The organism is Novosphingobium sp. NPDC080210 (assembly GCF_050281025.1).
In the GTDB taxonomy this organism is placed as follows: domain Bacteria; phylum Pseudomonadota; class Alphaproteobacteria; order Sphingomonadales; family Sphingomonadaceae; genus Novosphingobium.
The window spans coordinates 16790-37731 of sequence record NZ_JBNNWL010000004.1 but is presented as its reverse complement, the minus strand read 5'-3'; the positions used below and the strand labels follow the sequence as shown (position 1 = coordinate 37731).

General features: G+C 62.8%; 16 protein-coding genes. 3 read left to right on the top strand and 13 right to left on the bottom strand.

The features are described from left to right. Nucleotides 1-120 precede the first annotated feature (120 nt). The 5 genes from ACQKOE_RS11860 to katG form a co-directional block, all read right to left on the bottom strand. Nucleotides 121-1548 carry an alpha,alpha-trehalose-phosphate synthase (UDP-forming) gene (locus ACQKOE_RS11860; protein WP_427512970.1) on the bottom strand — a complete coding sequence of 476 codons (1428 nt, stop codon included), beginning with the start codon at nt 1546-1548 and terminating at the stop codon, nt 121-123. Then, a complete protein-coding gene (locus ACQKOE_RS11855) occupies nt 1545-3326 on the bottom strand; it encodes a glycoside hydrolase family 15 protein (RefSeq protein WP_427512969.1) in 1782 nt (593 codons plus the stop codon). Before ACQKOE_RS11855 ends, ACQKOE_RS11860 begins: the two co-directional genes overlap by 4 nt. Then, nucleotides 3323-4099 (bottom strand): trehalose-phosphatase, encoded by a 777-nt coding sequence (gene otsB, locus ACQKOE_RS11850; protein WP_427512968.1) that lies wholly within the window; start codon nt 4097-4099, stop codon nt 3323-3325. The genes ACQKOE_RS11855 and otsB overlap by 4 nt, the downstream gene beginning before the upstream one ends. A gap of 39 nt (nt 4100-4138) precedes the next feature. Continuing rightward, nucleotides 4139-4516, bottom strand: coding sequence for a c-type cytochrome (locus ACQKOE_RS11845; RefSeq protein WP_427512967.1), 378 nt, complete (start codon nt 4514-4516; stop codon nt 4139-4141). A gap of 66 nt (nt 4517-4582) precedes the next feature. Next, on the bottom strand, nt 4583-6799 hold the full coding sequence (gene katG / locus ACQKOE_RS11840; RefSeq protein ID WP_427512966.1) for a catalase/peroxidase HPI: 2217 nt from the start codon (nt 6797-6799) through the stop codon (nt 4583-4585). Nucleotides 6800-7046: 247 nt separating this feature from the next. Here katG and ACQKOE_RS11835 point away from each other — a divergent pair, with 247 nt between their 5' ends. The 3 genes from ACQKOE_RS11835 (at nt 7047) to ACQKOE_RS11825 (ending at nt 13448) form a co-directional block, all read left to right on the top strand. Further along, on the top strand, nt 7047-10907 hold the full coding sequence (locus tag ACQKOE_RS11835; protein ID WP_427512965.1) for a response regulator: 3861 nt from the start codon (nt 7047-7049) through the stop codon (nt 10905-10907). Between the two features lie 2 nt (nt 10908-10909). Continuing rightward, nucleotides 10910-12337: a sigma-54-dependent transcriptional regulator gene (locus tag ACQKOE_RS11830; RefSeq protein ID WP_427512964.1), complete on the top strand. Its 1428-nt coding sequence runs from the start codon at nt 10910-10912 to the stop codon at nt 12335-12337. 169 nt (nt 12338-12506) lie between these two features. Continuing rightward, nucleotides 12507-13448 carry a response regulator gene (locus ACQKOE_RS11825; RefSeq protein WP_427512963.1) on the top strand — a complete coding sequence of 314 codons (942 nt, stop codon included), beginning with the start codon at nt 12507-12509 and terminating at the stop codon, nt 13446-13448. A gap of 23 nt (nt 13449-13471) precedes the next feature. Here the strand turns inward: ACQKOE_RS11825 and ACQKOE_RS11820 are convergent, their stop codons facing one another. The 8 genes from ACQKOE_RS11820 to ACQKOE_RS11785 are packed head-to-tail and all read right to left on the bottom strand — an operon-like array spanning nt 13472 to nt 20928. Further along, nucleotides 13472-14176, bottom strand: a complete 705-nt coding sequence (locus tag ACQKOE_RS11820; protein WP_427512962.1) for a CDP-alcohol phosphatidyltransferase family protein — start codon at nt 14174-14176, stop codon at nt 13472-13474. 1 nt (nt 14177) lies between these two features. Next, nucleotides 14178-15341: a polysaccharide biosynthesis/export family protein gene (locus ACQKOE_RS11815; RefSeq protein ID WP_427512961.1), complete on the bottom strand. Its 1164-nt coding sequence runs from the start codon at nt 15339-15341 to the stop codon at nt 14178-14180. Further along, complete coding sequence (locus tag ACQKOE_RS11810; RefSeq protein ID WP_427512960.1) at nt 15341-16168, bottom strand: FkbM family methyltransferase; 828 nt, start codon at nt 16166-16168, stop codon at nt 15341-15343. Before ACQKOE_RS11810 ends, ACQKOE_RS11815 begins: the two co-directional genes overlap by 1 nt. Then, nucleotides 16165-17472, bottom strand: coding sequence for a glycosyltransferase family 4 protein (locus tag ACQKOE_RS11805; protein WP_427512959.1), 1308 nt, complete (start codon nt 17470-17472; stop codon nt 16165-16167). The genes ACQKOE_RS11810 and ACQKOE_RS11805 overlap by 4 nt, the downstream gene beginning before the upstream one ends. Nucleotides 17473-17484: 12 nt before the next feature. Continuing rightward, nucleotides 17485-18387 carry a class I SAM-dependent methyltransferase gene (locus ACQKOE_RS11800; protein ID WP_427512958.1) on the bottom strand — a complete coding sequence of 301 codons (903 nt, stop codon included), beginning with the start codon at nt 18385-18387 and terminating at the stop codon, nt 17485-17487. Next, a complete protein-coding gene (locus ACQKOE_RS11795; RefSeq protein WP_427512957.1) occupies nt 18357-19055 on the bottom strand; it encodes an ABC transporter ATP-binding protein in 699 nt (232 codons plus the stop codon). The genes ACQKOE_RS11800 and ACQKOE_RS11795 overlap by 31 nt, the downstream gene beginning before the upstream one ends. Beyond that, the gene (locus ACQKOE_RS11790) at nt 19052-19855 is read right to left on the bottom strand and encodes an ABC transporter permease (protein WP_427512956.1); all 804 of its coding nucleotides are present in this window, start codon (nt 19853-19855) and stop codon (nt 19052-19054) included. The genes ACQKOE_RS11795 and ACQKOE_RS11790 overlap by 4 nt, the downstream gene beginning before the upstream one ends. Further along, nucleotides 19855-20928 carry a hypothetical protein gene (locus tag ACQKOE_RS11785; RefSeq protein WP_427512955.1) on the bottom strand — a complete coding sequence of 358 codons (1074 nt, stop codon included), beginning with the start codon at nt 20926-20928 and terminating at the stop codon, nt 19855-19857. Before ACQKOE_RS11785 ends, ACQKOE_RS11790 begins: the two co-directional genes overlap by 1 nt. Nucleotides 20929-20942 lie beyond the last annotated feature (14 nt).

Sequence of the window (20942 nt, the reverse complement as noted above, 5' to 3'; positions counted from 1 at the left end):
GACCGTGACAGGGGCCTTAGGGGGGTGTCGCCGGGCTGGGAGGGAGGGGGCATCAATTGCCCAGCAACAGGGATAAAACACGGCGGAACGGACTTGGTTCCCGCCGAAACGATTTTTTCGCTAGGCGACTTCATGCCCTTCGTCGCTCTCGATCAGGGGGAGGGGATTCGCCCGCTCGCCGTGCAGTTCGACTGCGGAAAGGGCGGCGGTGAAGCGGTGCAGCCACCACATGACGTCCTGCTGCTGGACCTTTTCCATCAGCCGTTCCCACCGCGAAATCCGCTCTGCTAGCGGCATGGCCAGGGCGGTGCGGATCGCGTCGGAAATCTCCTCGGCGCTGTGCGGGTTGACCAGAACCGCCTCGGTCATTTCCTCTGCCGCCCCGGCAAAGCGCGACAGGATCAGAACGCCCGGATCGGACGGGTCCTGCGCAGCGACATATTCCTTGGCGACCAGGTTCATCCCGTCGCGCAGGGGGGTGACGAGGCCGATCCGGCTGGCACGGTAAACGCCAGCCAGCACGTCGCGGCCATAGGCCTGGTTGACATAGCGGATGGGCACCCAGTCCAGCGCGGCATGGGCGCCGTTGATCTTGCCCGCCAGCCCTTCCAGCCGGGTGCGGATCTGCTGATAGCTTTCCACCGCTCCCCGCGATGGCGGTGCGATCTGGAGCAGAACCACTTCCTTGCGCTCTTCCGGGTGCTCGCTCAGGAACCGCTCGTAACCCTGGAAGCGCTCTTCCAGGCCCTTGGAATAGTCGAGCCGGTCCACGCCGACGATCAGCGCGCGGCCGACCGCGCTTTCGCGCACCCGAATGCAGGTTCTCCGCGCCGTTTCGCTTTCGGACAAGGCCTTGAATTCCGCCGCGTCGATACCAGCAGGGCAGACCAGCAGCTTCAGGCGTTGACCGTTCCACGTGGCCACGTCGTCGTCCGAAATCGCTCCGCCCAGTTCGTGAACCACGAAATCGGCAAAGGAATCGAGCCACTCGCGCGTGTGGAATCCGATCAGGTCATAGGCGAACAGCGTTTCCACCAGTTCGCGCACTTCCGGCAGCGTCACCAGCAAGCGGCGCGGCGGCCAGGGGATGTGGAGGAAGAACCCGATGCGGTTCGTCACGCCGCGCGCCCGCAGTTCCGACCCCAGCGGCAGCATGTGATAGTCCTGCACCCAGACGTGATCTTCCGGTTCGATCAGCGGCAGGACCGTATCGGCAAACCGCTCGTTCGCGCGGCGATAGCCCCCGGCAAAGCTGCGCTCGTATTCAGCCAGGTCGATGCGGTAGTGAAACAGCGGCCAGAGGGTGCGGTTGGCAAAGCCGTTATAATATTCCTCGATGTCCTGGTCTTCCAGATCGACTGTCGCGGTACGCACCCCGTCCTCGATCCGGAAGTTGATCTGTCCGGTAAACTCGTCGATCCGCTCGCCCGACCAGCCGAACCAGATGCCGCCGTTTTCGCGCAGACCCGCAGACAGCGCGACGGCCAGGCCGCCGGCCGCTCCGCCGCCTGCACTGACCCGGTTGGAAATAACAATCAGGCGGCTCATCGGATGGAACTCCAGGGGCGGCTCATCAGCACCGCGCAGTTGATGGTTCCGGCCAGCGAATAGGTCTGCGGGTAGTTGCCCCACAGCTCGCCGCTGCGCGGGTCGATGTCTTCGGATAGCAGTCCGGCAGAGGTGCGGCGTGACAGCATCTCCTCGAACAGGGCACGGGCTTCGTCGCTCCGCCCGGTAAAGTGGAGCGCCTCGATCAGCCAGAAAGTGCAGATGTTGAAAGCAGTCTGGGGCAGGCCGAAATCGTCCGCCGTGTCATAACGCAGGACGTGCGAACCCCGCCTCAGGCCCTGCTCCACCGATTCCAGCGTCATGGTAAAGCGCGGATCGCCGGGCGAGAGAAAGCGCAGTTCCAGCAATTGCAGCACGCTGGCGTCCAGATAGTCGCCGTTCAGCGTGGCAGACATCCGGCAGGAATCCGGGCGCCATGCTTCCGCTTCGATCCGGGCGCGCAATTGTTCGGCCCGCCCGGCCCACAGGTCCGCGCGGTCCCCGAGGCCCAGGGCTTCGGCAGCATTGGCCAGCCGATCGCAGGCGGCCCAGCACATGGCGGCGGAATAGGTATGGACCGCCTGGCGGGTGCGCAGTTCCCACAGGCCGGCATCGGGCTGGTCGAAGTGGGCAAAGGCGCGCTCGCCCACCTTTTCCAGCGCCATGAAGTCCTCCACCTCGGCCGGGCGGAGCAGCCGCTGGTCAAAGAACGCCTGGACGTTGGACAGGACGATCTGGCCATAGGCATCGTGCTGGACCTGCTGATAGGCCAGGTTGCCCACCCGCACGGGGCCCATCCCGCGATAGCCGGGCAGCATGTCCTCTTCGCGTTCGGGCAGATAGGCTCCGCCCAGAACGTCATAGAGCGGCTGGATATGCCCGCCGCGCGCGGAATCGACGATGTTGCGCAGATAGACCAGATAGTTTTCCAGCACGTCCAGCGCGCCCAGCCGGTTGAGTGCCTGGACCGTGTAATAGGCATCGCGGATCCAGCAGAAGCGGTAGTCCCAGTTCCGCCCGGAATCCGCGTGTTCTGGAATCGAAGTGGTCAGCGCGGCAACGATGGCGCCGCTTTCCTCGTGCTGGCACAGCTTCAGCGTGATGGCGGCGCGGATCACCGCCTCCTGCCATTCCAGCGGCACGGCCAGCCCGCGCACCCATTCGCGCCACTCGTTTACGGTGCGGGCCAGCATCCCGTCGAGCGTGGCGGCGATATGGCCGGCAAAGCTTTCATCCGGTCCCAGGAAGAAGTGGCGTGGATGTTCCAGGCGGAAAAAGCGCTCTTCCTGAACGTAGCCGATCGGCGCGTCGGTGGTCATGCGCATGACCATGGCTTCGGCTTCATAGCGGATGTGGCTGGTCCCCCCGATCGAGCCGCTAGCCGGGTGGCCCCAGTTGCAGGTCGGCCGCAGCCGAACCCGAATGCGGGGCCTGCCCGAAAGGGGCCGGACGATGCGGGCAAAGGCCACCGGGCGAAAGCGGCGGCCCCGGTCGCGGTAATAGGGGCAGAAGTCGAGGATCTGGATCGCGGCTCCGGCCCCGTCGCTCTGGATCGTTTCCAGCACGGGGGTATTGCGCAGGTAGCGCTGCTCGGTCCGCACCGTGCCTTCCAGTTCGATGGCCCAATAGCCATGATCCGGTTCCTCTCCGCCCAGCAGGGCAGAGAACAGAGGATCGCCGTCGACGCGGGGGATGCAGCCCCAGACCATCCGCCCCGCCGTGTCGATCAGGGCGCTGACCTGGCAATTGCCGATGGGCCAGAGATTGAGTGAGGTCATGCTCCGGCCAGCCCTTCCAGCCAGGCGTGGACGGCTGCGACGCTGTCCAGGCGGTAGCGTGCGGCAGTGGCGCGCGCCGGGCCGACCAGTACTCCTGCGCCGCCCAGATCGGCGGCTGCCAGAAAACCGGGCTCGTCCGTGGCGTCGTCGCCCAGGAAAAGGGGGCACGAACCGCGCATTTCGTCCCGGTCCATCAGCGCGCGCAAGGCGCTGCCCTTGTCCGCACCGGCGGCGCGCAGTTCGGCCACCATCTTGCCGGTCTGAACATGCAGGCCCAGAGGCGAGGCCAAGGCTTTGGCAAGGTCAATGCACGCCTCCTCGTCCTGCGGACGCTGGCGATAGTGGAGCGCTACGCCCAGCGGCTTGCTTTCGACCAGCAGGCCGGGGCGCTCTGCGGCGAAGCGCTGCATTGCTGCCAGTGCGTCGTCCAGTTGCGCGGGGCGCGGCGGAGAAACCAGGTCTCCGGCGATGCGCAGTTCCGCGCCGTGGCTGCCTGCGACGGGAAAGGAAATATCGCCTAGCAGCGCGGCTACCATATCTGCGCCGCGCCCTGTCAGCAGGGCGATCCGACCTTCCAGCGCGTCATCCAGACGGCTCAGCAAGCCGGGCAGGGGCTGGCCAACGACCACCCGGTCCGGCGCTTCGGCCAGTTCGACCAGGGTGCCGTCAAAGTCCAGAAACAGGCTGATCCGCGAACCGGGACGGGCGGGCGGGGTGGGCAGAGCACAGGCATCGGCCCCGCCAGCAGGGGCGCAAGGTGAAAGCTCGACCATGTCCCCCTAACGGCGGACCGGCGCGGGGGTTCCAAGCGGTCAGATGGTCAGGAGGTAATCGACCAGCGCCTTGCGCGCAGCCGGATCCTGCACTCCGCCCAGCGGCATCTTGGTGCCGGGCACGGCTTTCTGAGGCGCGGTGAGCCAGCGGTCGAGCGACTTGGCGTTCCAGGTAATCCCGGACTTCTTCAGCGCGGGACTATAGGCATAGCCCGGCAGGCTGGCAGCGCGGCGCCCGGAGATTCCGGCCAGACTGGGGCCGAACAGGTTCTTGCCCGGTTCGGTCGAATGACACCCGGCGCATTGGGCGAAGGCGGCAGGGCGGGCAGGGGCGGTTCCGGCGTGGCCGGGCTGCGATCCGGCGATAGCTGCCGTTGCCGCAGTGGCGGCGATGGCGATCCAGACACTTGCACGCATGGGAAATGCACCTGCCAATGGGGCGGCGGCAGGACTGGCCCGCCGCCGCCGTTCACGGGTTGCGGATCAGAAGCGGTCCGCGTTCATCACCTTGGTCCAGGCCGCGACGAAGTCCTGCGCGAACTTCGCCTTGGCATCGTCCGAGGCATAGACTTCGGACACGGCGCGCAGTTCGGAGTTGGAGCCGAACACCAGGTCGACCGGGGTGGCGGTCCACTTGGCTGCGCCGGTCGCGCGGTCCTTGCCTTCATACAGGCCCGGCTGGCTGGCCGACTTCGACCAGACCGTGTCCATCGACAGCAGGTTGACGAAGAAGTCGTTGGTCAGCGTTGCCGGACGCGCCGTCAGCACCCCGGCGGTCGAACCCCCGGCATTGGCGCCAAGGGCGCGCATTCCGCCGACCAGCACGGTCATTTCCGGAACTGTCAGGTTCAGCATGTCCGCCTTGTCGATCAGCGCCTCGACCGGGTTGTAGTGCGATTCCGCCGAGTAGTAGTTGCGGAAGCCATCGGCCTTGGGCTCAAGGTGCGCGAAGGAAGCCGCGTCGGTCTGGGCCTGGGTCGCATCGACCCGGCCCGGAGTGAAGGGCACCGTCACATCGTGGCCAGCAGCCTTGGCCGCCTGCTCGATTGCAACGGAGCCGCCCAGCACGACCAGGTCGGCCAGCGAGACCTGCTTGCCGCCGGTTGCGCCCTTGTTGAACTGAGTGCGGATCGCGTCCAGCTTGGCCACAACCTTGGCCAGCTCTGCCGGGTCGTTCACCGCCCAGTTGCGCTGCGGATCGAGCCGCAGGCGCGCGCCGTTGGCCCCGCCGCGCATATCCGTGCCGCGATAGGTCGAGGCCGAGGCCCAGGCCGCGCGGACAAGTTCCGGGACGGTCAGGCCGGACTTGGCGATTTCACCCTTCAGCTGCGCAACGTCGGCATCGCCGATCGGGGCATAGGTGGCCTTGGGCAGCGGGTCCTGCCAGACGAAGCTGACCTTGGGCACGTCCTTGCCGACATAGCGGGCTTCGGGGCCCAGGTCGCGGTGGGTCAGCTTGAACCAGGCGCGGGCGAAGGCGTCCGCGAACAGCTGCGGGTTCTTGCGCCAACGCTGGGTGATCTTGCGGAAGCCCGGGTCTTCACGCAGCGCGATGTCGGTGGTGAACATGATCGGCGCATGGCGCACGTCGGGGCGGTGGGCGTCCGGCACCAGGTTCGCCGCAGCCGGATCCTTGGGAACCCACTGGGTCGCGCCGGCCGGGCTCTTGGTCTTGACCCATTCGAAGCCATAGAGGTTGTCGAGATACTGCGTGGTCCAGGCGGTCGGAGCCGCAGTCCAGGCGCCTTCCAGGCCGCTGGAGACGGTGTCTTCCGAATGGCCCTTGCCGCACTTGTTGTTCCAGCCCAGACCCTGGTTCTCGATCGCGCCTTCGCTGGGGTCGCGGCCAACGCAGTCTTCCGGCTTGCGCGCGCCGTGGGCCTTGCCGAAGGTGTGACCACCGGCGATCAGGGCGGCGGTTTCCTCGTCGCTCATGGCCATGCCGCCAAAGGCGCGGCGGATGTCGGCAGCGGCCAGCAAGGGATCGGGCACGCCGTTCGGGCCTTCCGGATTGACGTAGATCAGGCCCATCTGGGTCGCGGCCAGCGGACCCTTGAGGTTGCCCTTGGCATCGCGGCGCTCGTCGGTCAGCAGCTTCTTTTCCGGGCCCCAGAAGACCAGGTCGGGCTGCCAGGCATCGACGCGACCACCGGCAAAGCCGAGCGTCTTGAAGCCCATGTCCTCCATCGCGACATTGCCGGTCAGGATCATCAGGTCGCCCCAGGAAAGCTTGCGGCCATACTTCTGCTTGATCGGCCAGACCAGGCGGCGGGCCTTGTCCAGGTTGACGTTGTCGGGCCAGGAATTGAGCGGTTCAAAGCGCATTTCGCCGCCGTCTGAACCACCCCGGCCATCGCCCTGGCGATAGGTTCCGGCGCTGTGCCAGGCCATGCGGATGAAGAACGGGCCGTAATGGCCATAGTCTGCCGGCCACCACGGCTGCGACGTGGTCAGCACCTTGCGGATGTCAGCCTTGACCGCATCAAGATCGAGCGAGGCGAACTCCTTGGCATAGTCGAAATCGGCGCCATAAGGGTTGGACTGTGCCTCGTGCTGGCGCAGCGAGGACAGGTCCACGTTCTTGGGCCACCATTCGGTGGCTGCCGGGGCGTCCATGGTTTCGGCCTGGGCGGCAGTGGCAAGAACCACCGGGGATGCTGCCGTCATCAAGGCAGCCAGGGCAAGGTTGCGCAGTTTCATCTTCGGGTGCTCCTCCTGTTCGCCCGCAATCCGGGCCAGACTTGATTTGGATTAGAAAAGGCTGACGGAGATGGCCAACGCGATTGCCCAATCACACTGATTGGCTGAGCCGATAATTCGCGCAACATTTGTCCGCAGTCATCGATTTGTCTAATTAACCCTGAATCTGCCCAAACCGGGTTTATGATTAGGGAAGTCTGTGTATTAAGGGGCTTGGGACGCGCTTTGCCAAACCGGGGTTTGGGGCATGTCTGCAATTTCACGCGAAGCGGCAAACCGCGTTTCCGGTAGAGAACGACGGCAAAGCGCCTGGGTCTTGCTGACCATCCTGGTCGGGCTGGTAATGACGGCCGCGATCTGCACCCTTATCGCGGTAGAGCAGCAGCACATCCGGGAACGCTTCTTTGCCAAAGTGGCGGACGATATCCGCTTTCGCATCGGCTCGTTCCTGATCCCGGAACACGGGATTCGCGGCACCCGCGGCATGGTCCGCGCGGTGGGGCATCTGGATCAATTGAAGCCGGAGCAGTTCCGCAACTATGCCACTTCGCGCAATATCACCGAGGAGTTTGGCGGTACGCGGGGACTGGGGCTCGTCCTACGCGTACCAGCCGCTTCGGCTCCCGCAGCCCTGGCCAGATTGCGAACCCAGGGGTGGCCTGTTGCGACGTTCAGGGCTTTCGGTCCCAACCCTGGCGACAAGTACATCGTCTTCACCATCGAGCCGCTGGATATCAACTTCCGGGCGATCGGCCTGGACCTCGCCTCCGAAACGCACCGCCGCGACGCTTTGGAGCGTGCCGTTCGAACCGGGACAGCTCAATTGTCTGCGCCGGTCGATCTGGTCCAGGGCCCGGCCGGGGCGCAGCGCGGGTTCCTTGCGTTCCTGCCAATCTACAATGGTCCGGCCCCCGCGACCGAAGCGGCGCGCAAAAGGGAAGTGCAGGGCGCGGCATTCATGCCAGTCATCGCAAAAGAGCGCATGGCCCTGTTCCACTGGCCGCGCGACCAGGTCGATCTCGATCTGGTGGACATCACCGACCCGCAGCGTCCCGTTCGTTTCTTTACATCTGGTGAGGCAAGCGCCGATCACGGCATCACGCACGTCGAAACCATCCAGGTGATGGGTCGCACCTGGCAGATGAATCTGCGCGCAAAGTCCGGTTTTGAAGAGACCCTGCAATTCACCCCGTGGCCGTTCATTGGCGGCCTTGGCTTTGTTCTGTCGCTGCTTGCCGGTCTTGCCGTCCATATGAGCATTCAGACCCAGAACCGGATCAGCGGGTTGAACGCCGAACTGCGTGAACGAGCGGAGCGGCGCGAAGTGGAACTGGCCGAGGCCCGCGAAAGCGCCTTGGCGGCGAGCCAAAGCTTCCGCACGATCTTTGACGAAAACCCGCTTGGGATCGCGCTGGTCTATCCGGCCGAGAAGCGGTCCGAGCAGGCCAATGCCAAGTTCATCAATTTCTTCGGCGATCCGAACACTTTTCTTGCAGCATGCCAGTGGATCCAGGGCGCGGCGCTGGAGAGCCGTCCGGTCCAGACGACGGTGAACTATACCAAGCCCGACGGTGCGGCGATCTGGACCCGGCTGACCCTGTCACCGATCGAACTTGCCCAGGATCAAAGGTCCGAACGCTATATCCTGATGGCCGAGGACATCACGCTGGAGCATGAACAGCAGCTGCGGCTGGGCGAACTGGTCGCCCAATTGGGACTGGCTACCGAAGCGGCACAGATTGGCATCTGGTACTGGAACTTTGTTGACAATTCGGTCCAATGGGATGCCCGGATGTATGAAATGTTCGGTCGCTCTGCCGATTTGCAGGCGGGTGTCCCGGCGTCTTACGAATATTGGGTGCATTCGCTGCACCCCGATGATGCAGAAGCAACCATAGAATCGCTAATCCAGGCAGCCAAAGCGGGGGAGAACTGGGGCAAGACCTATCGAATCGTCTGTCCGGACGGTGAAGTGCGCAGCATCGAATCCTATTGCGTGCAGCGCCGGGATGGGGGCGATCGTTCCATCGGAATGCTGGGCATCTGCCGCAACATCACCAGGCGGCTGAAGCTACAAACCGATCTGGTCGCTGCGCGCATCGAAGCGGAAAGCGCCAATGCGGCCAAGGACCAGTTCCTGGCCAATATCAGCCACGAACTGCGCACGCCGATGAACGCGATTCTGGGGATGCTGGAAGTCCTGGGCCAGACCCCGCTGGACGAGGCGCAGCGCGGCCATTTCACCAGCGTCAATAATGCGGCGCGGGCGCTGCTGCGCATCCTGAACGACATTCTCGATTTCTCGCGGCTCAACGCAAATGCGCTGGAGATCATTCCCGAAGACGTGCAGATCGAGGACCTGCTGGGCCAGGTCGGGGAACTTTTCGCTGTCGCGGCCAGCAGCAAGGGAGTGGAGCTGGTGCTCGAAACCGGCGAGGGGCTGGGCGGACATTACTGGGGCGACGCGCTGCGGATCCGGCAAATCCTGAACAACTTCGTCGACAATGCGATCAAGTTCACCGACCAGGGCAGCGTGGTGATCGCGACCAGCCGGACCGGGCAGGACAAGGGGCGCGACCTGATCCGCTTTGAAGTGCGTGATACCGGAACCGGATTGACCGAGGAGCAGGCCAACCGCCTGTTCCAGCCCTTTGTCCAGGCGGACCAGTCCCTGACCCGCACGCATGGCGGCAGCGGTTTGGGCCTTTCGATCTGCCGCCAGCTGGCCGTGGCCATGGGCGGAGAGATCGGGGTCGATAGCGTATCGGGCAAGGGCAGCACCTTCTGGTTCGTCATCCCGCTGGAGCCGATCCCCGATGGCGGCATGGAGCCGGGTCAGCAATTGCAGCAAGAGCATGTCCTGATCGTGGAGGATCATGCTGACGCACAGCGCGTGCTGTCCGGCTATATCGAACGCTGGAACTTCAGCGGGGCTGCCGTGACCAGCGCTGAAGAGGCGCTTGACCGGGTGCTGGCGGAAGCCCGGGCTGGCAATCCCTTCACGCTGCTGATCCTGGACTGGAAACTGCCCGAGGCTGACGGCTTGTGGTTGCTGGACGAACTGCACAAGGCGACCAGTGCCGGGATGCTGAACCGCGTGCCCGCGATCCTGATGGTCACCGCCTTTGACCGGGGGGCTCTGAACCGCGCGGCGACCGAGCACAAGCTGGTACCGGATGCGATCCTGTCCAAGCCGGTCACCGCTACCCAGTTGCACAATGTGATTGCCGATTTGCAGCGCAAGGGCTTTACCGAGCGGTCCGGTGCGGTGCTGGAAGCGGACACGCGGCCGATTGCCGAACGGATGCGGGCCGTGCGCGGCGCGCGGCTGCTGCTGGTCGAGGACAACCGCACCAACCAGGAAGTTGCCGTGGCCATGCTGACCCAGATGGGAATGCAGGTCGATGTCGCTGGCAACGGGCAGGAAGCGCTGGAGCGGCTGGAGAGCCAGGACTATGCCCTGGTGCTGATGGACGTGCACATGCCGGTGATGAACGGCCTGGATGCAGCCCGCGCTATCCGCGTCGGACGATGGGGCACCCGCCTGCCGATCGTCGCGCTGACCGCAGCGGCTTTCCCGGAGGACAGGAGGCAGGTTTCCGCCGCGGGGATGAACGATTTCCTGAGCAAGCCAATCGATCCGCAGCGGCTGGCCGCTACCTTGTTGCGCTGGCTGCCGGAGACGGCGCCAGAAACGCAAATGCCGTTGGCTGAACCGGCGTCCGTTGCGGCTTCGGACCTGCCTGCTGCAATGGATCACTTCGATTTGCCTGGCGTGCTGGAGCGTTTTGCCGGGGATGCGGCAATCCTGCGGCGGGTCATGCAGGCGTTCGCGGATGACTTCCGGCATTGGGAACAGCGCGCGCGCGCCGCTCTTGCGGCGGATGATCTGGCCGGGTTGAAGGCGATGGCGCATTCGTTGAAGGGCGGGGCGGGCGGCGCCGGTGCCGGGCAAGCCGAAGCAGCCGCACGCAGTCTGGATAACGCCTTGCGGGCTGTCCTGTCCGGGGCGGAAAACCAGGCCGATATAGCTGACCTGACCGAAGCAGCCTGCACGGCGCTGCACCAGGCATTGGCCGAACTCGGCCGGAAGTTGAAGGTACAATGACCATGGCGAACCGTGCGACGCGCCAGCGCGTGCTGATCATCGAGGACTTGCAGACCTTATCGATTGCCTATGCGGCGCAGCTGGAAAAGGCGGGCTATGAAGCGGTCGTCGCGGCAAGCGCGGCCCAGGCATTTGAGCAGCTCTCTGCGGACGGTGAGTTCGCGGCGGTCCTGCTTGACCTGCAATTGCCGGATGCCGACGGGCTCGACCTGCTGCGCGATCATCCGGACTGGCTGGCCCGTTTTCCCGTTATCGTCGCCACGGCTGACGGCTCCTTGACCCGCGCGATAGATGCCATGCGGCTGGGCGCCTTCGACTACCTGGTCAAGCCGCTGTCCGAAGCGCGCCTGATCGCTGCGGTGGACAGCGCGGTGACGACCCGGATTGCGGCCAAGAGCAACGGGCGGACCAGTGCCAAAAGAACCGCACAGCCGCAGGAGGGTGACTTCATCGGCAAGTCGCCGCAGATGGAGGAAATCTATCGCCAGATCGGCCTGGTAGCCGATAGCCGCGCCACGGTGATGATCACCGGCGAGACCGGTACCGGCAAGGAAGTCTGCGCCGAAACGATCCATCGCCAGAGCGGGCGGCGCGACGGCCCATTCGTAGCGATCAATTGCGGGGCAATCCCGGAAAACCTGCTCGAATCCGAACTGTTCGGACACATGAAGGGGGCTTTCACCGGGGCAATCGACAACCGCGTCGGCGCGGCCCAGGCGGCGGACAAGGGCACCCTGTTCCTCGACGAAATTTGCGAAATGCCGCTGCAATTGCAGGTCAAGCTGCTGCGCTTCCTGCAAACCGGAACGATCCAGCGGGTCGGTTCCGAACGGCAGGACAAGGTGGACGTGCGGATCGTTTGCGCGACGAACCGCGATCCCCGCCGCGAAGTGGCCGAAGGGCGTTTCCGCGAGGATCTTTATTACCGCTTGGCCGTGATTCCGCTGGAAATGCCGCCCCTGCGGTCCCGGACCGGGGACGTGCGGCTCTTGTCCGATGCGTTCCTGGCGCGTTTCAGCGCGGAAGTGGGCAAGACCTTTGCTCCCTTCACCGAGGCGCATTATGCCGCGCTGGAACGCTACCGCTGGCCGGGCAACGTCCGTGAATTGCAGAACGTTCTGCTGCGTGCGGTCCTGCTGAACAGCGGGCCGGATCTGCCTCTATCGGCTATCCCTGCGTCGGACGGCGCCCCGCTTCATGCGGAACCAGTCGAGCCGGCGCCCAGCGCGGAGGCTCCGGTCGCCACGCCAGTGTCCGGTGCACTCCAACTCGCGCAATTGCTGAAGGGCCATACCCTGGCGGAAATCGAGCGGATCGCGATCGAGGCAGCCATAGAAGCTGCCGGAGGGAACCTGTCCGAAGCGGCGCACGCCCTCGGCATCAGCGCCTCGACCATCTATCGCAAGCGACAATCGCGCGACCACGAATAGCCCCTGGAATCCTTCTCATTTTGCGAGGCATTCTGCGAAAGAACCACGGACTTTCGCGATTTGAACTGCCGTTCTGGGACTGACTGCAATTGCAAACGATTGAAGGTCAATGTTTTCGCCAATCTGGCGCGAAAAATGCAGGGCTTCTCCCAAGTTGAGGAGCAAGTCGGTGAACATTCCTGCAAATATCTCGTTTCTTCGCCAGGATCAGGCCAGCGGCGGCGACGCCGTGCAAAACTGGGCTGCGGTCAGCCGCGTCCTGATCGTTGGCAATGACGCGGAATGCCTCGAAACCAGCCGGGAACTGGTCGAAAGCCTGGGCTACGCATGTTCCACTTCGCCCGATGCACTCAGCGCCCTACGGCTGATCGCTGCGGACAGCAGCATCGGTATCGTCCTGGTCGATGTCCAGATGGAGGCGCTCGACGGCGTGTTCCTGCTCAACGAGATTTCCGAACGTTTCATGGCCCTGCGTCCGCTTGTCACGATTGCGGTGGGAGAGGATCTGGCGGCTGACCTGACCGTCCAGTCGATGCGGGCCGGAGCCAGCGACTTTCTGGTCAAGCCGGTCACGGTGAACTGCCTTTCCATCAGCCTGCGCCAAGCCGCTTCACGTTGGACCCGGCTTGCTCAACAGTTCCGGGCGGCCGCGATCCATCCCCAGGGGCTTGAGCTTGCTGCCGATGCCGCAGTTCAGTCCGCAGTGCCCGCTGAACCATCCTTCTCCGATCTCCACGATCTTGGCGTGAAAATCATCAAGAGCCGGCAGAGCCGCAGCAAGTTCATCGACCCGGGTCTGCTGAATGAAGCGGCCTGGGGCATTCTGCTCGACCTGGCGGTGGCGGGGCTGCGGGGCGAGCGCGTGGCAACGTCGAGCGCCTGTGCCGCAGCCCAGGTGCCGCTCAGCACCGCGCTGCGTCACGTCAACCAGCTGATCGCTGCCGGTCTGATCCGGCGGGTTGGCGATCCGAAGGACAAGCGCCGCACTTTTCTGGAACTGCAGCCCCGGGCGTTCGACATGATGAACGGCTATCTTCGGACCAGTTGGGAAATCCATCGCGCCAAGCCTGCAAGGATCGGACCGTTCAACAGGTCGCGTTACGCCGCCTGATCAAGGCTGCGGGGGGGCAGGCTTCAGGGTATCAGCGGGTCTTCCGTCGACAGCCTGGACAGCGTCCCGACGATCTGCGCCAGGCAGGTGACGACCAGCGCGGCTGCGAGGATCAGCAGCAGGAAGTCCCAGGCGGTCAGGATCACGCCAAAGACCAGAAACCCGGTCGGCGGGACCATGATCGTGGCCAAGGTTCCGGCGATGATTCCCAGGCGGATCTCGGTCGGTCCGCAGCCGGCGAAGCTGATGCGGAACTTGCCCGTCACGACGCAGGTCGTCATCGTCAGAATGACCATCAGGTAATAGGCACCCAGAACCGCCAGCCCGCTTTCCAGATGCGCGAAAGGCGAAAGCCCTACGCCCACCGCCACCAGCGCCATCACGAAGGTGTCGGCCATGTGATCCAGGAAAAAGCCATAGCGCGGCCGTTCCGTGCCGCGATACCGCGCCAGCGATCCATCCAGGCTGTCTCCCAGCCAGTTCAGCACCAGCCCTGCGATGGCCAGCCACAGCCAGCTGACCGAACGGTCGGACAGGAAGAAGCCCGCGAAGGTCAGCACGGCGCCAACAACGCCCAGAAACGTCAGCATGTCCGACGTCACGGCGCGCGGCATGCGAGCGCACAACCAGTTCAGCACCCTGCGCTCCGCATGGCTCGTCAGGGTCTGGTTGATCCGCTCGATTCCTGCTTTCTTCGCAGCGAGTGCCGGTTCGGTTTTCTGTTCCATATCAGGGCACTGCGCTAATCATGCTGGAGATCGAGAACGTCATCTGGGAAATCAGATTGGCGAACTTCTGGAAGTCGACCGCCGGGGCGTTGGAGACATAGAGGATGTCCTTGTCGCGCATCGGGAAGGTCTGCATCACGAAGAAGGTGGCCGGGTCGCTCATGTCGAGCCGGTAGATCACCGGAACCTTGCCTTCCGCCGTCAGCGGCGCGCCGGGGCGGAGCTGCTCCGGCAAGGCGGCAGGATTTTCGAAGCGGAAGATGAACACGCCCTTCACGTTGGCGCGGTTGTCCTGCAGGCCGCCGACCCGCGCGACGGCCTGGGCCAGGGTGATGCCGGTCCCTTCGAACGGCACTTCGGCATTGGCGCCCAGGGCGCCCAGGGCCTGGAAGCTGTAGGGCTGGAACAGAGCTGTCACGATATCGTCTGCCGCCAGGGGCACGTTTTCCGCCGGATCGCGGATGATCGCACCCAGCGGACGGGTCGCGACGATGGAGCCACGCGTGACCTGGATCAGCACCTTGTCGACCGGTTGCCGCACGCCGCCTGCTTCGGCCAGGGCATCCAGCAGCCGTTCATTGCGCGTGGTCAGCGGCATGCGGCGGCTGGCCGCTACATCGCCGACCACGGTAACCGTTGCGCCCTGGTTCCGCGCGATGCGCACCATCACTTGCGGATCGTGAGCCTTGCCGCCCAGCCGCGCCTGGATTTCGCGCGCGACTTCATTCGGGGAGCGCCCGACCGCCTTGATCCGCCCCCCGAACGGGATCACCACCGTCCCGTCGGCATCGACCATCTGCGCCGGCAAGCTGGTGCCGTTGGCCGAGCCAAAGGGCGTATTGGAGCTGGCAACGGCGGGAAACAGCACGGCAGGCGGCGCTTCCCAGATTGCCACGTCCAGCACGTCGCCCGCACCGATCAGGTCATGGCGCGGCTGGACATTGCCCAACCGGCTGGCGAAACTTTCCTGCCGCTCTGCCGAGGCGACCTGCCGCGCCACCGGTTCGTCCAGCGCAACCACCCGAACCCGCGCATCGCTGGGCGCGATCTTGCCGATGGAGCCGCTCGAAGGGCCCGAAGCACCCAGGCTGGAGCAGGCGGAGAGCAATAGGATTGCTGCGGCTGACAGCGCGCCCTGCAAAGGTCGAGAAAAAGCTTGAGTCATTATTTCCCTGCAAGATTCTGGCGACAACGCTCCAGAGCGAAGTTCATGGCCCAATGGTCGGGCGGTAAAAGAAGCGCGTAAAACATGCCTTTTCGGCTCGACAGAGTGGCGAAATCCAAAGGGTCCATGAGACCGTCATGGTGGATCTCAAAGCCGACACGGAAGCCGCCGGTGAACCGTAGCAACAGTTCGTCAAAGTTACCGAATTCGGACCATGCCTTGGGTGAAATCTCGACGACAATTGCTGCTTTCCTGGAGCGGCTTAGCGCGTTTTGAAGACCAAGCGCTGCATTCGGTTCCGATCCTTCAATGTCGAACTTGAACACGTCAAACTCGACATTGTCCGGAATGACATCGTCGCCACGCAAGACTGCAACGTCCACCGAGTGTTCGCTTTCCATTTGGCTTCGGGTAATCGTGCCGCCGCCCATGTTGATATAGCTGAACTGCAGCGTTGCCGTGCCGCTTTGGTGTCCGAGGGCGCTCTGAAAAAGGACAGCCCTGTTCTGGAATCCATTCAAGGAAATGTTGTTTTCCAGGATCGTGAACAATTCCGGGTTCGGTTCGAATGCGAAAAGTTGACCCTGGGGTCCGATAATGTTGCCAAGTTTTACGGAGTAATAACCCTGGTTTGCCCCGGCATCGAGGATGCGGTCGCCCGGACGTGTGATCCCGCAGATAATGTCATCAACGAAATTTTCCCAAGTTCCGCCCAGGATGATCCAACTGGATATTCCCTTGTCCCTCGTGTTGACGAAAAAGGGTAATCCATTTGACAAATGGGTTAATGCTTGTCCGTCGCCTAAGTAATAGTAAGGCCGCATCATTTATTACCGATAAATTTTGAGTAAACGTGGGATAGTCGTTTCTGGTACTTATCTGCCGTAAACTGATCTGCCTGAGTAAGTCCTCGCCCTGCCAGATCAGCGCGCAACCCTTCATCGCTATCAAGCGTGCGAATGGCCTGACTGATCGCGCCAACATCGTAGGGATCGATCATCAGTGCCGCATCGCCGGCCACTTCCGGAAGGGATGACGTGTTGGAACAGATGACCGGCGTGCCAAGCTGCATCGCTTCCAGGACCGGCAGGCCGAAACCTTCGTAAAGCGACGGAAACAATGCGGCCTTTGCGCCGCGGATCAGGCTGACGAGCAGGCTGAACGGTGCATAGGGGAGCAGGATTACGCGTTTACCGGCTGCGCCTTTTTCCCCTTTGGCGCTGGCCGCATGGCCGCTTTGCAGGAGGCGAAGTTCCTGTTCCGATTTCCAGGCCTGCGCGCCCACGATCACCAGCGGCGCCTTCGCATCGCTGGCCAGATAGGCTTCGATCATCCGTCCGATGTTCTTCTTGGGTTCGATCGATCCCCAGAACAGGAAGTAGTTTTTCAGGTCCAGGCCGGCCGCACCTGCCACTTCGCGCGCGACCTGCTCTTCGCTCTTTTCCAGTAGCTTGCGCGGGATTTCCGCGCATTGATAGGTGTTGGTCACCCGGTCGGGCGACATGCCGCCAATCTCGATCAGGTCCTGCCGCGAGCATTCCGACACCGTCACCACGTGGTCGGCGGTGCGGGCGAGCTTGCGGATCAGCCGCAGGTAGTGCCGCTTGTCGTCAAGCGTCGTGTAGGGCAGCCGCAGCGGAACCAGGTCATGCAGGGTGTAGATGTTCGGTACGCCCTTGATCCGGATCGGCAAGGGATAGGTCCAATGCGCCAGGTCCGGCGTTTCATCGAACACGGCGTGCGACATCTGGCCCCAGAGCCAGAACGCATAGGTGCTGCGCGCGAAGACATCCGGCGCATTGTAGATCCTGTTGTAATGCGGCAGCCGGGATTCAAACTGGCGGCTGAGCACCCTGCCGCTGATCGGCACCTCATGCGCTTTGCGGCGACGCGGGCCGCGAAGCGCATGATAGGCCTGCAACAGGAATGGGTGGCCCTTCGGGCTACTGTCAAAGAACGAAATCTCGTTGATCAATGGATCACGGGACCGCGCGCCCGGATTGCCGTAGAGAACCGAAACGTCGTGCCCCAGCGCGCCAATCTGCTGGCTGAGATTGCGGGCATAGGTCGCGACCCCGGTGCCTTTTTCCAGGCCCAGATTGAAGCCGTCGATGAGGATCGTCCGAGGCACGGGCGGTAGACCTCAACCGCGCTTGCGGGCGACCATGCCGAACGACGTGGTAACCCATTGCGAAAGCTTCAGTTTCAGATGGTTGTCATCTGAGTAGGGGGCGACGTCGATGTGCTTGTCGATAGGTAGATCGCCCAGATGAAAGTTCAGCTCAACGTCGCAGCCCATCTGGTTGAGGTCATAGGCCATCTGTTCAAAATCGCGTTTGCGGAAAAGAACCGTTCCATCGTTGTCCAGCGTTTCTTGGTCCGAAACGCAATTCAGTTCGGTCGTATGAACTGCTACTCCGCCCGGCTTCAGCACTTTCGCTGCATTGAGCAGAAATTTATGGCCTTTTTCGATTGAGCCGAGATGTTCAAACGCGCAGGCGGACCAAGTGAAGTCGAAAGTTCCGATCATGCTTGGGATATTGTTCATATCCATAAAGGCGAACTCGACATTGTGGCCGAAAATGTCCGGAGGGCAAATCTGCCGTTCGTTCAGGACCGCCTTGTTGTGTGCGTGCTGATTGGTGGCGACCCATCCGCTGCGCCGTGCGTCTTCGGCTTCCAGGTCGGTTGCCAGAACCCGGGCTCCGCGCGAGGCGAACAGCGCTGCAAGAGGTTCGGTTCCCACGCCAAAGCCCAATCCGGTCCGGCCGGGAGCAAGCATGCCTGCAGTGGCAAGAACCTGGGCAATATAGCAAAACTCCCACTGCTTGCGGTGCTTGCGAGGCGCTTCGCCAATTTGATTGCACCAATAGGCGTAGGCTTCTTCTTCGAACTGCGCCTGGGTGCATGCCTGTGAAACCGGAGAGGTTAGAGTTGGCGCCTTGTAATTGATGGTTTGAATGAACACGTTTACGACCTCTGGATTGCGGATGGCTCGGTGGGTGGTTGAAGGGTTCACGCTGTGGTTGCCAAAGTGTTTGGCCAACCAGCGGGCGGCTTCCAGCCGATGAGTTCCTTGAAGTCGGCGTAAGCAACTTCGAAATCATCGTAGAGCTCAAGTTTTCCGTCGTGCAGTACTGCCCAGCGATTGCAGTTATCGCGGACATATGCAGCGTCGTGTGAAACAATGATCATTGCCCGATCACCGCGTTTATCGAACAATTCGTAATTGCACTTTTCATGAAACCGGGCATCGCCGACGGCAGATATCTCGTCGATCAGGAAGCAATCGAACTCGATGATCATCGAGATCGCAAAGGCCAGGCGCGCCCGCATCCCCGATGAGTAATGAATGATCGGCTCGCGCAAATATGGCCCGAGTTCGGCAAAGTCCTCCACATAAGCGAGGTTGCTCTCGAAATCCTGGCCGTAGATCCTGCTGATGAAGCGGATATTGTCGAAACCCGTCAGATTGGGCAGAAATGCGCCGCCAAAGGCCAGCGGCCAGGAGACTGACATGGTGGTTTCGATAGTGCCGGAAGTCGGCAGTTCCGCGCCGCTGATCAGCCGTACCATCGTGGATTTTCCAGCGCCGTTGCGGCCAAGAACGCCCAGTCGCTCCCCTTTCTGCAACTCGAACCCGATATTGTTCAGGACGAGCTTGTCGCCGAAGCGGGTCGGGTAGACCTTTCTTACGTCCTTGAGCCGGATCATCCTGGCACGACCCTTCTGCTGACTTTCCGCACCTGCAAGAGAGCCAGGAATGTAAGGATCAGGCAAAACGGAAGAACGTAGTCGAGATCATAATGCGCGCGCGCACGGGTTCCGAAATAGCCCTCGCGCACGATTTCGACCCCGTGGACCATCGGGATCCAGAGGACGATTTCCTGGGCCGCCTTGGGCAAGGCATCGACCATGAAAGCTGAACCCGACAGCGGAAAGATGAGGTATGACGCGGGATGCCAGATCTTGTCGATAAGTTCGCTTTCGTGGGACAAAGCACCGACCAGGATCGCCAGAGCGCCGCCGAACCATGCAATTATCAGCCATCCCGCGACGATTTCGAGTACGTCCTGCGGAGGCTCAAGCCAGCCGATGGACATGAACACAAGGCTTAGCACCGTGAAGGAAATGGTTGCTCCGCCGAATTCCAGCATCAGTCGCGCCAGATAGATATCGATGACCCGGATGTTGCGGTGATACAGCAGGGATAAATTGTTCCAGAGCGCGCCGATGCAGCGCCCGGGCATATTGCGCCAAAGCAACACGCTCGAATAACCGGTCAAGGCGAATGCCACGATCGGCAAGTCGCTGCCGTGTGCGGTCTTCGTGGCGGTCCACAAGGCAGTGACGCCGAGGGTGAACACCATCGGTTCAACGAACAGCCACAGGAATCCGATGTTGTGCCGGCCGTAACGGGTCAGGGCCTCGCGCAGGAACAGTGCGCCCAGCACGCGGGTTTCCACGCGCAGGCTGTCGAGCAGGCTCGGATTCTCGTTGACCGGGATTGCCACTAGTCGCGGTGCTCCCTGATCCCGGCAATCAGCGTGACGATCACGCCCCACAGCAGCAGCGAGAGGACCAGCGTGGCCAGGATGCTGCGTATGCGGCGCGGCTCAAGCGGATAGTCCGGCAGGTTGGGCGCGGCGATCCGTTCGACAAAGATCTGCTTGCGGCGAGCGTCCCCTTCCGCCTCTTGCAGCGCGGCAAGGGCAGTGGCCAGTTGCTTGCCGGCAAATTCTGCGTCGAACTGCAGCTGCTGGTAGCGCGCCGCCGCGGCAGACAGCGACCGCGGCGTGCCGGCGGTGTTCCCGGCCAGTTGCGCAATCTCTTGCTGCAAGGTCTTGATCCGGGTGCGGACCGCCGGAATCTGCGGGTTGCGCGGAGTGTAGAGCTGCAACTGGGCAAGCTGCGCCCGTTCGGAAATCAGCGCATCCTGCAGCTTGGAAACCATCTGCAGATTGATTTCGGCCTGCTTTTCCGGGTCGATCACCCCGCTTGAATTGCGGAATTCAGCCAGGGCCACTGTGGCGTTGCGGGCCGCGGTGCGCGCCTTGTCCACCTGGGCCTGGGCGCTCTGGATCGCATCGATCCGGCCGCGCTCGCTCAGCCGGTTGATCAACTGTTCGGACGACTGCAGCAGGCGCTCGTTCAACTGGCGCGCGTCTTCGGGAGTGTAAGCCTTCACCGTCATCGTCGTGACCTGGGTGGAGGCGTCGAACTCGATGGCGACCTTGTTGCCAAAGTATTCGTACAGATGTTCGAGGCTTTCACCGCGGAATGGAGAGTCAAAGCGGTCAAAAAGGGATATATCGCTTCTCGAATATATTTTCCTGACCAGCCCGTCGCGGTTGCTGTCAGCCAAGGCATTCCGCGACTCAACATAGTCAACGACAGCGTAACTATCGCCGCTGGCGTTGGAGAGGCCGCTGCCCCCCAGGATCGCGCCCAGCGGCGATGCACTGGGCTTGCCGCTGCTGCGTACGACGAAACGTGATTCCGACACGTAAACGTCGGATGCCAGCAGGCCGAAATAGATCGTCGCCAGACTGGTTGGCAGTGCGACCGTGGCGAGAAAAAGCGGCAAGCCACGCTTCTTTA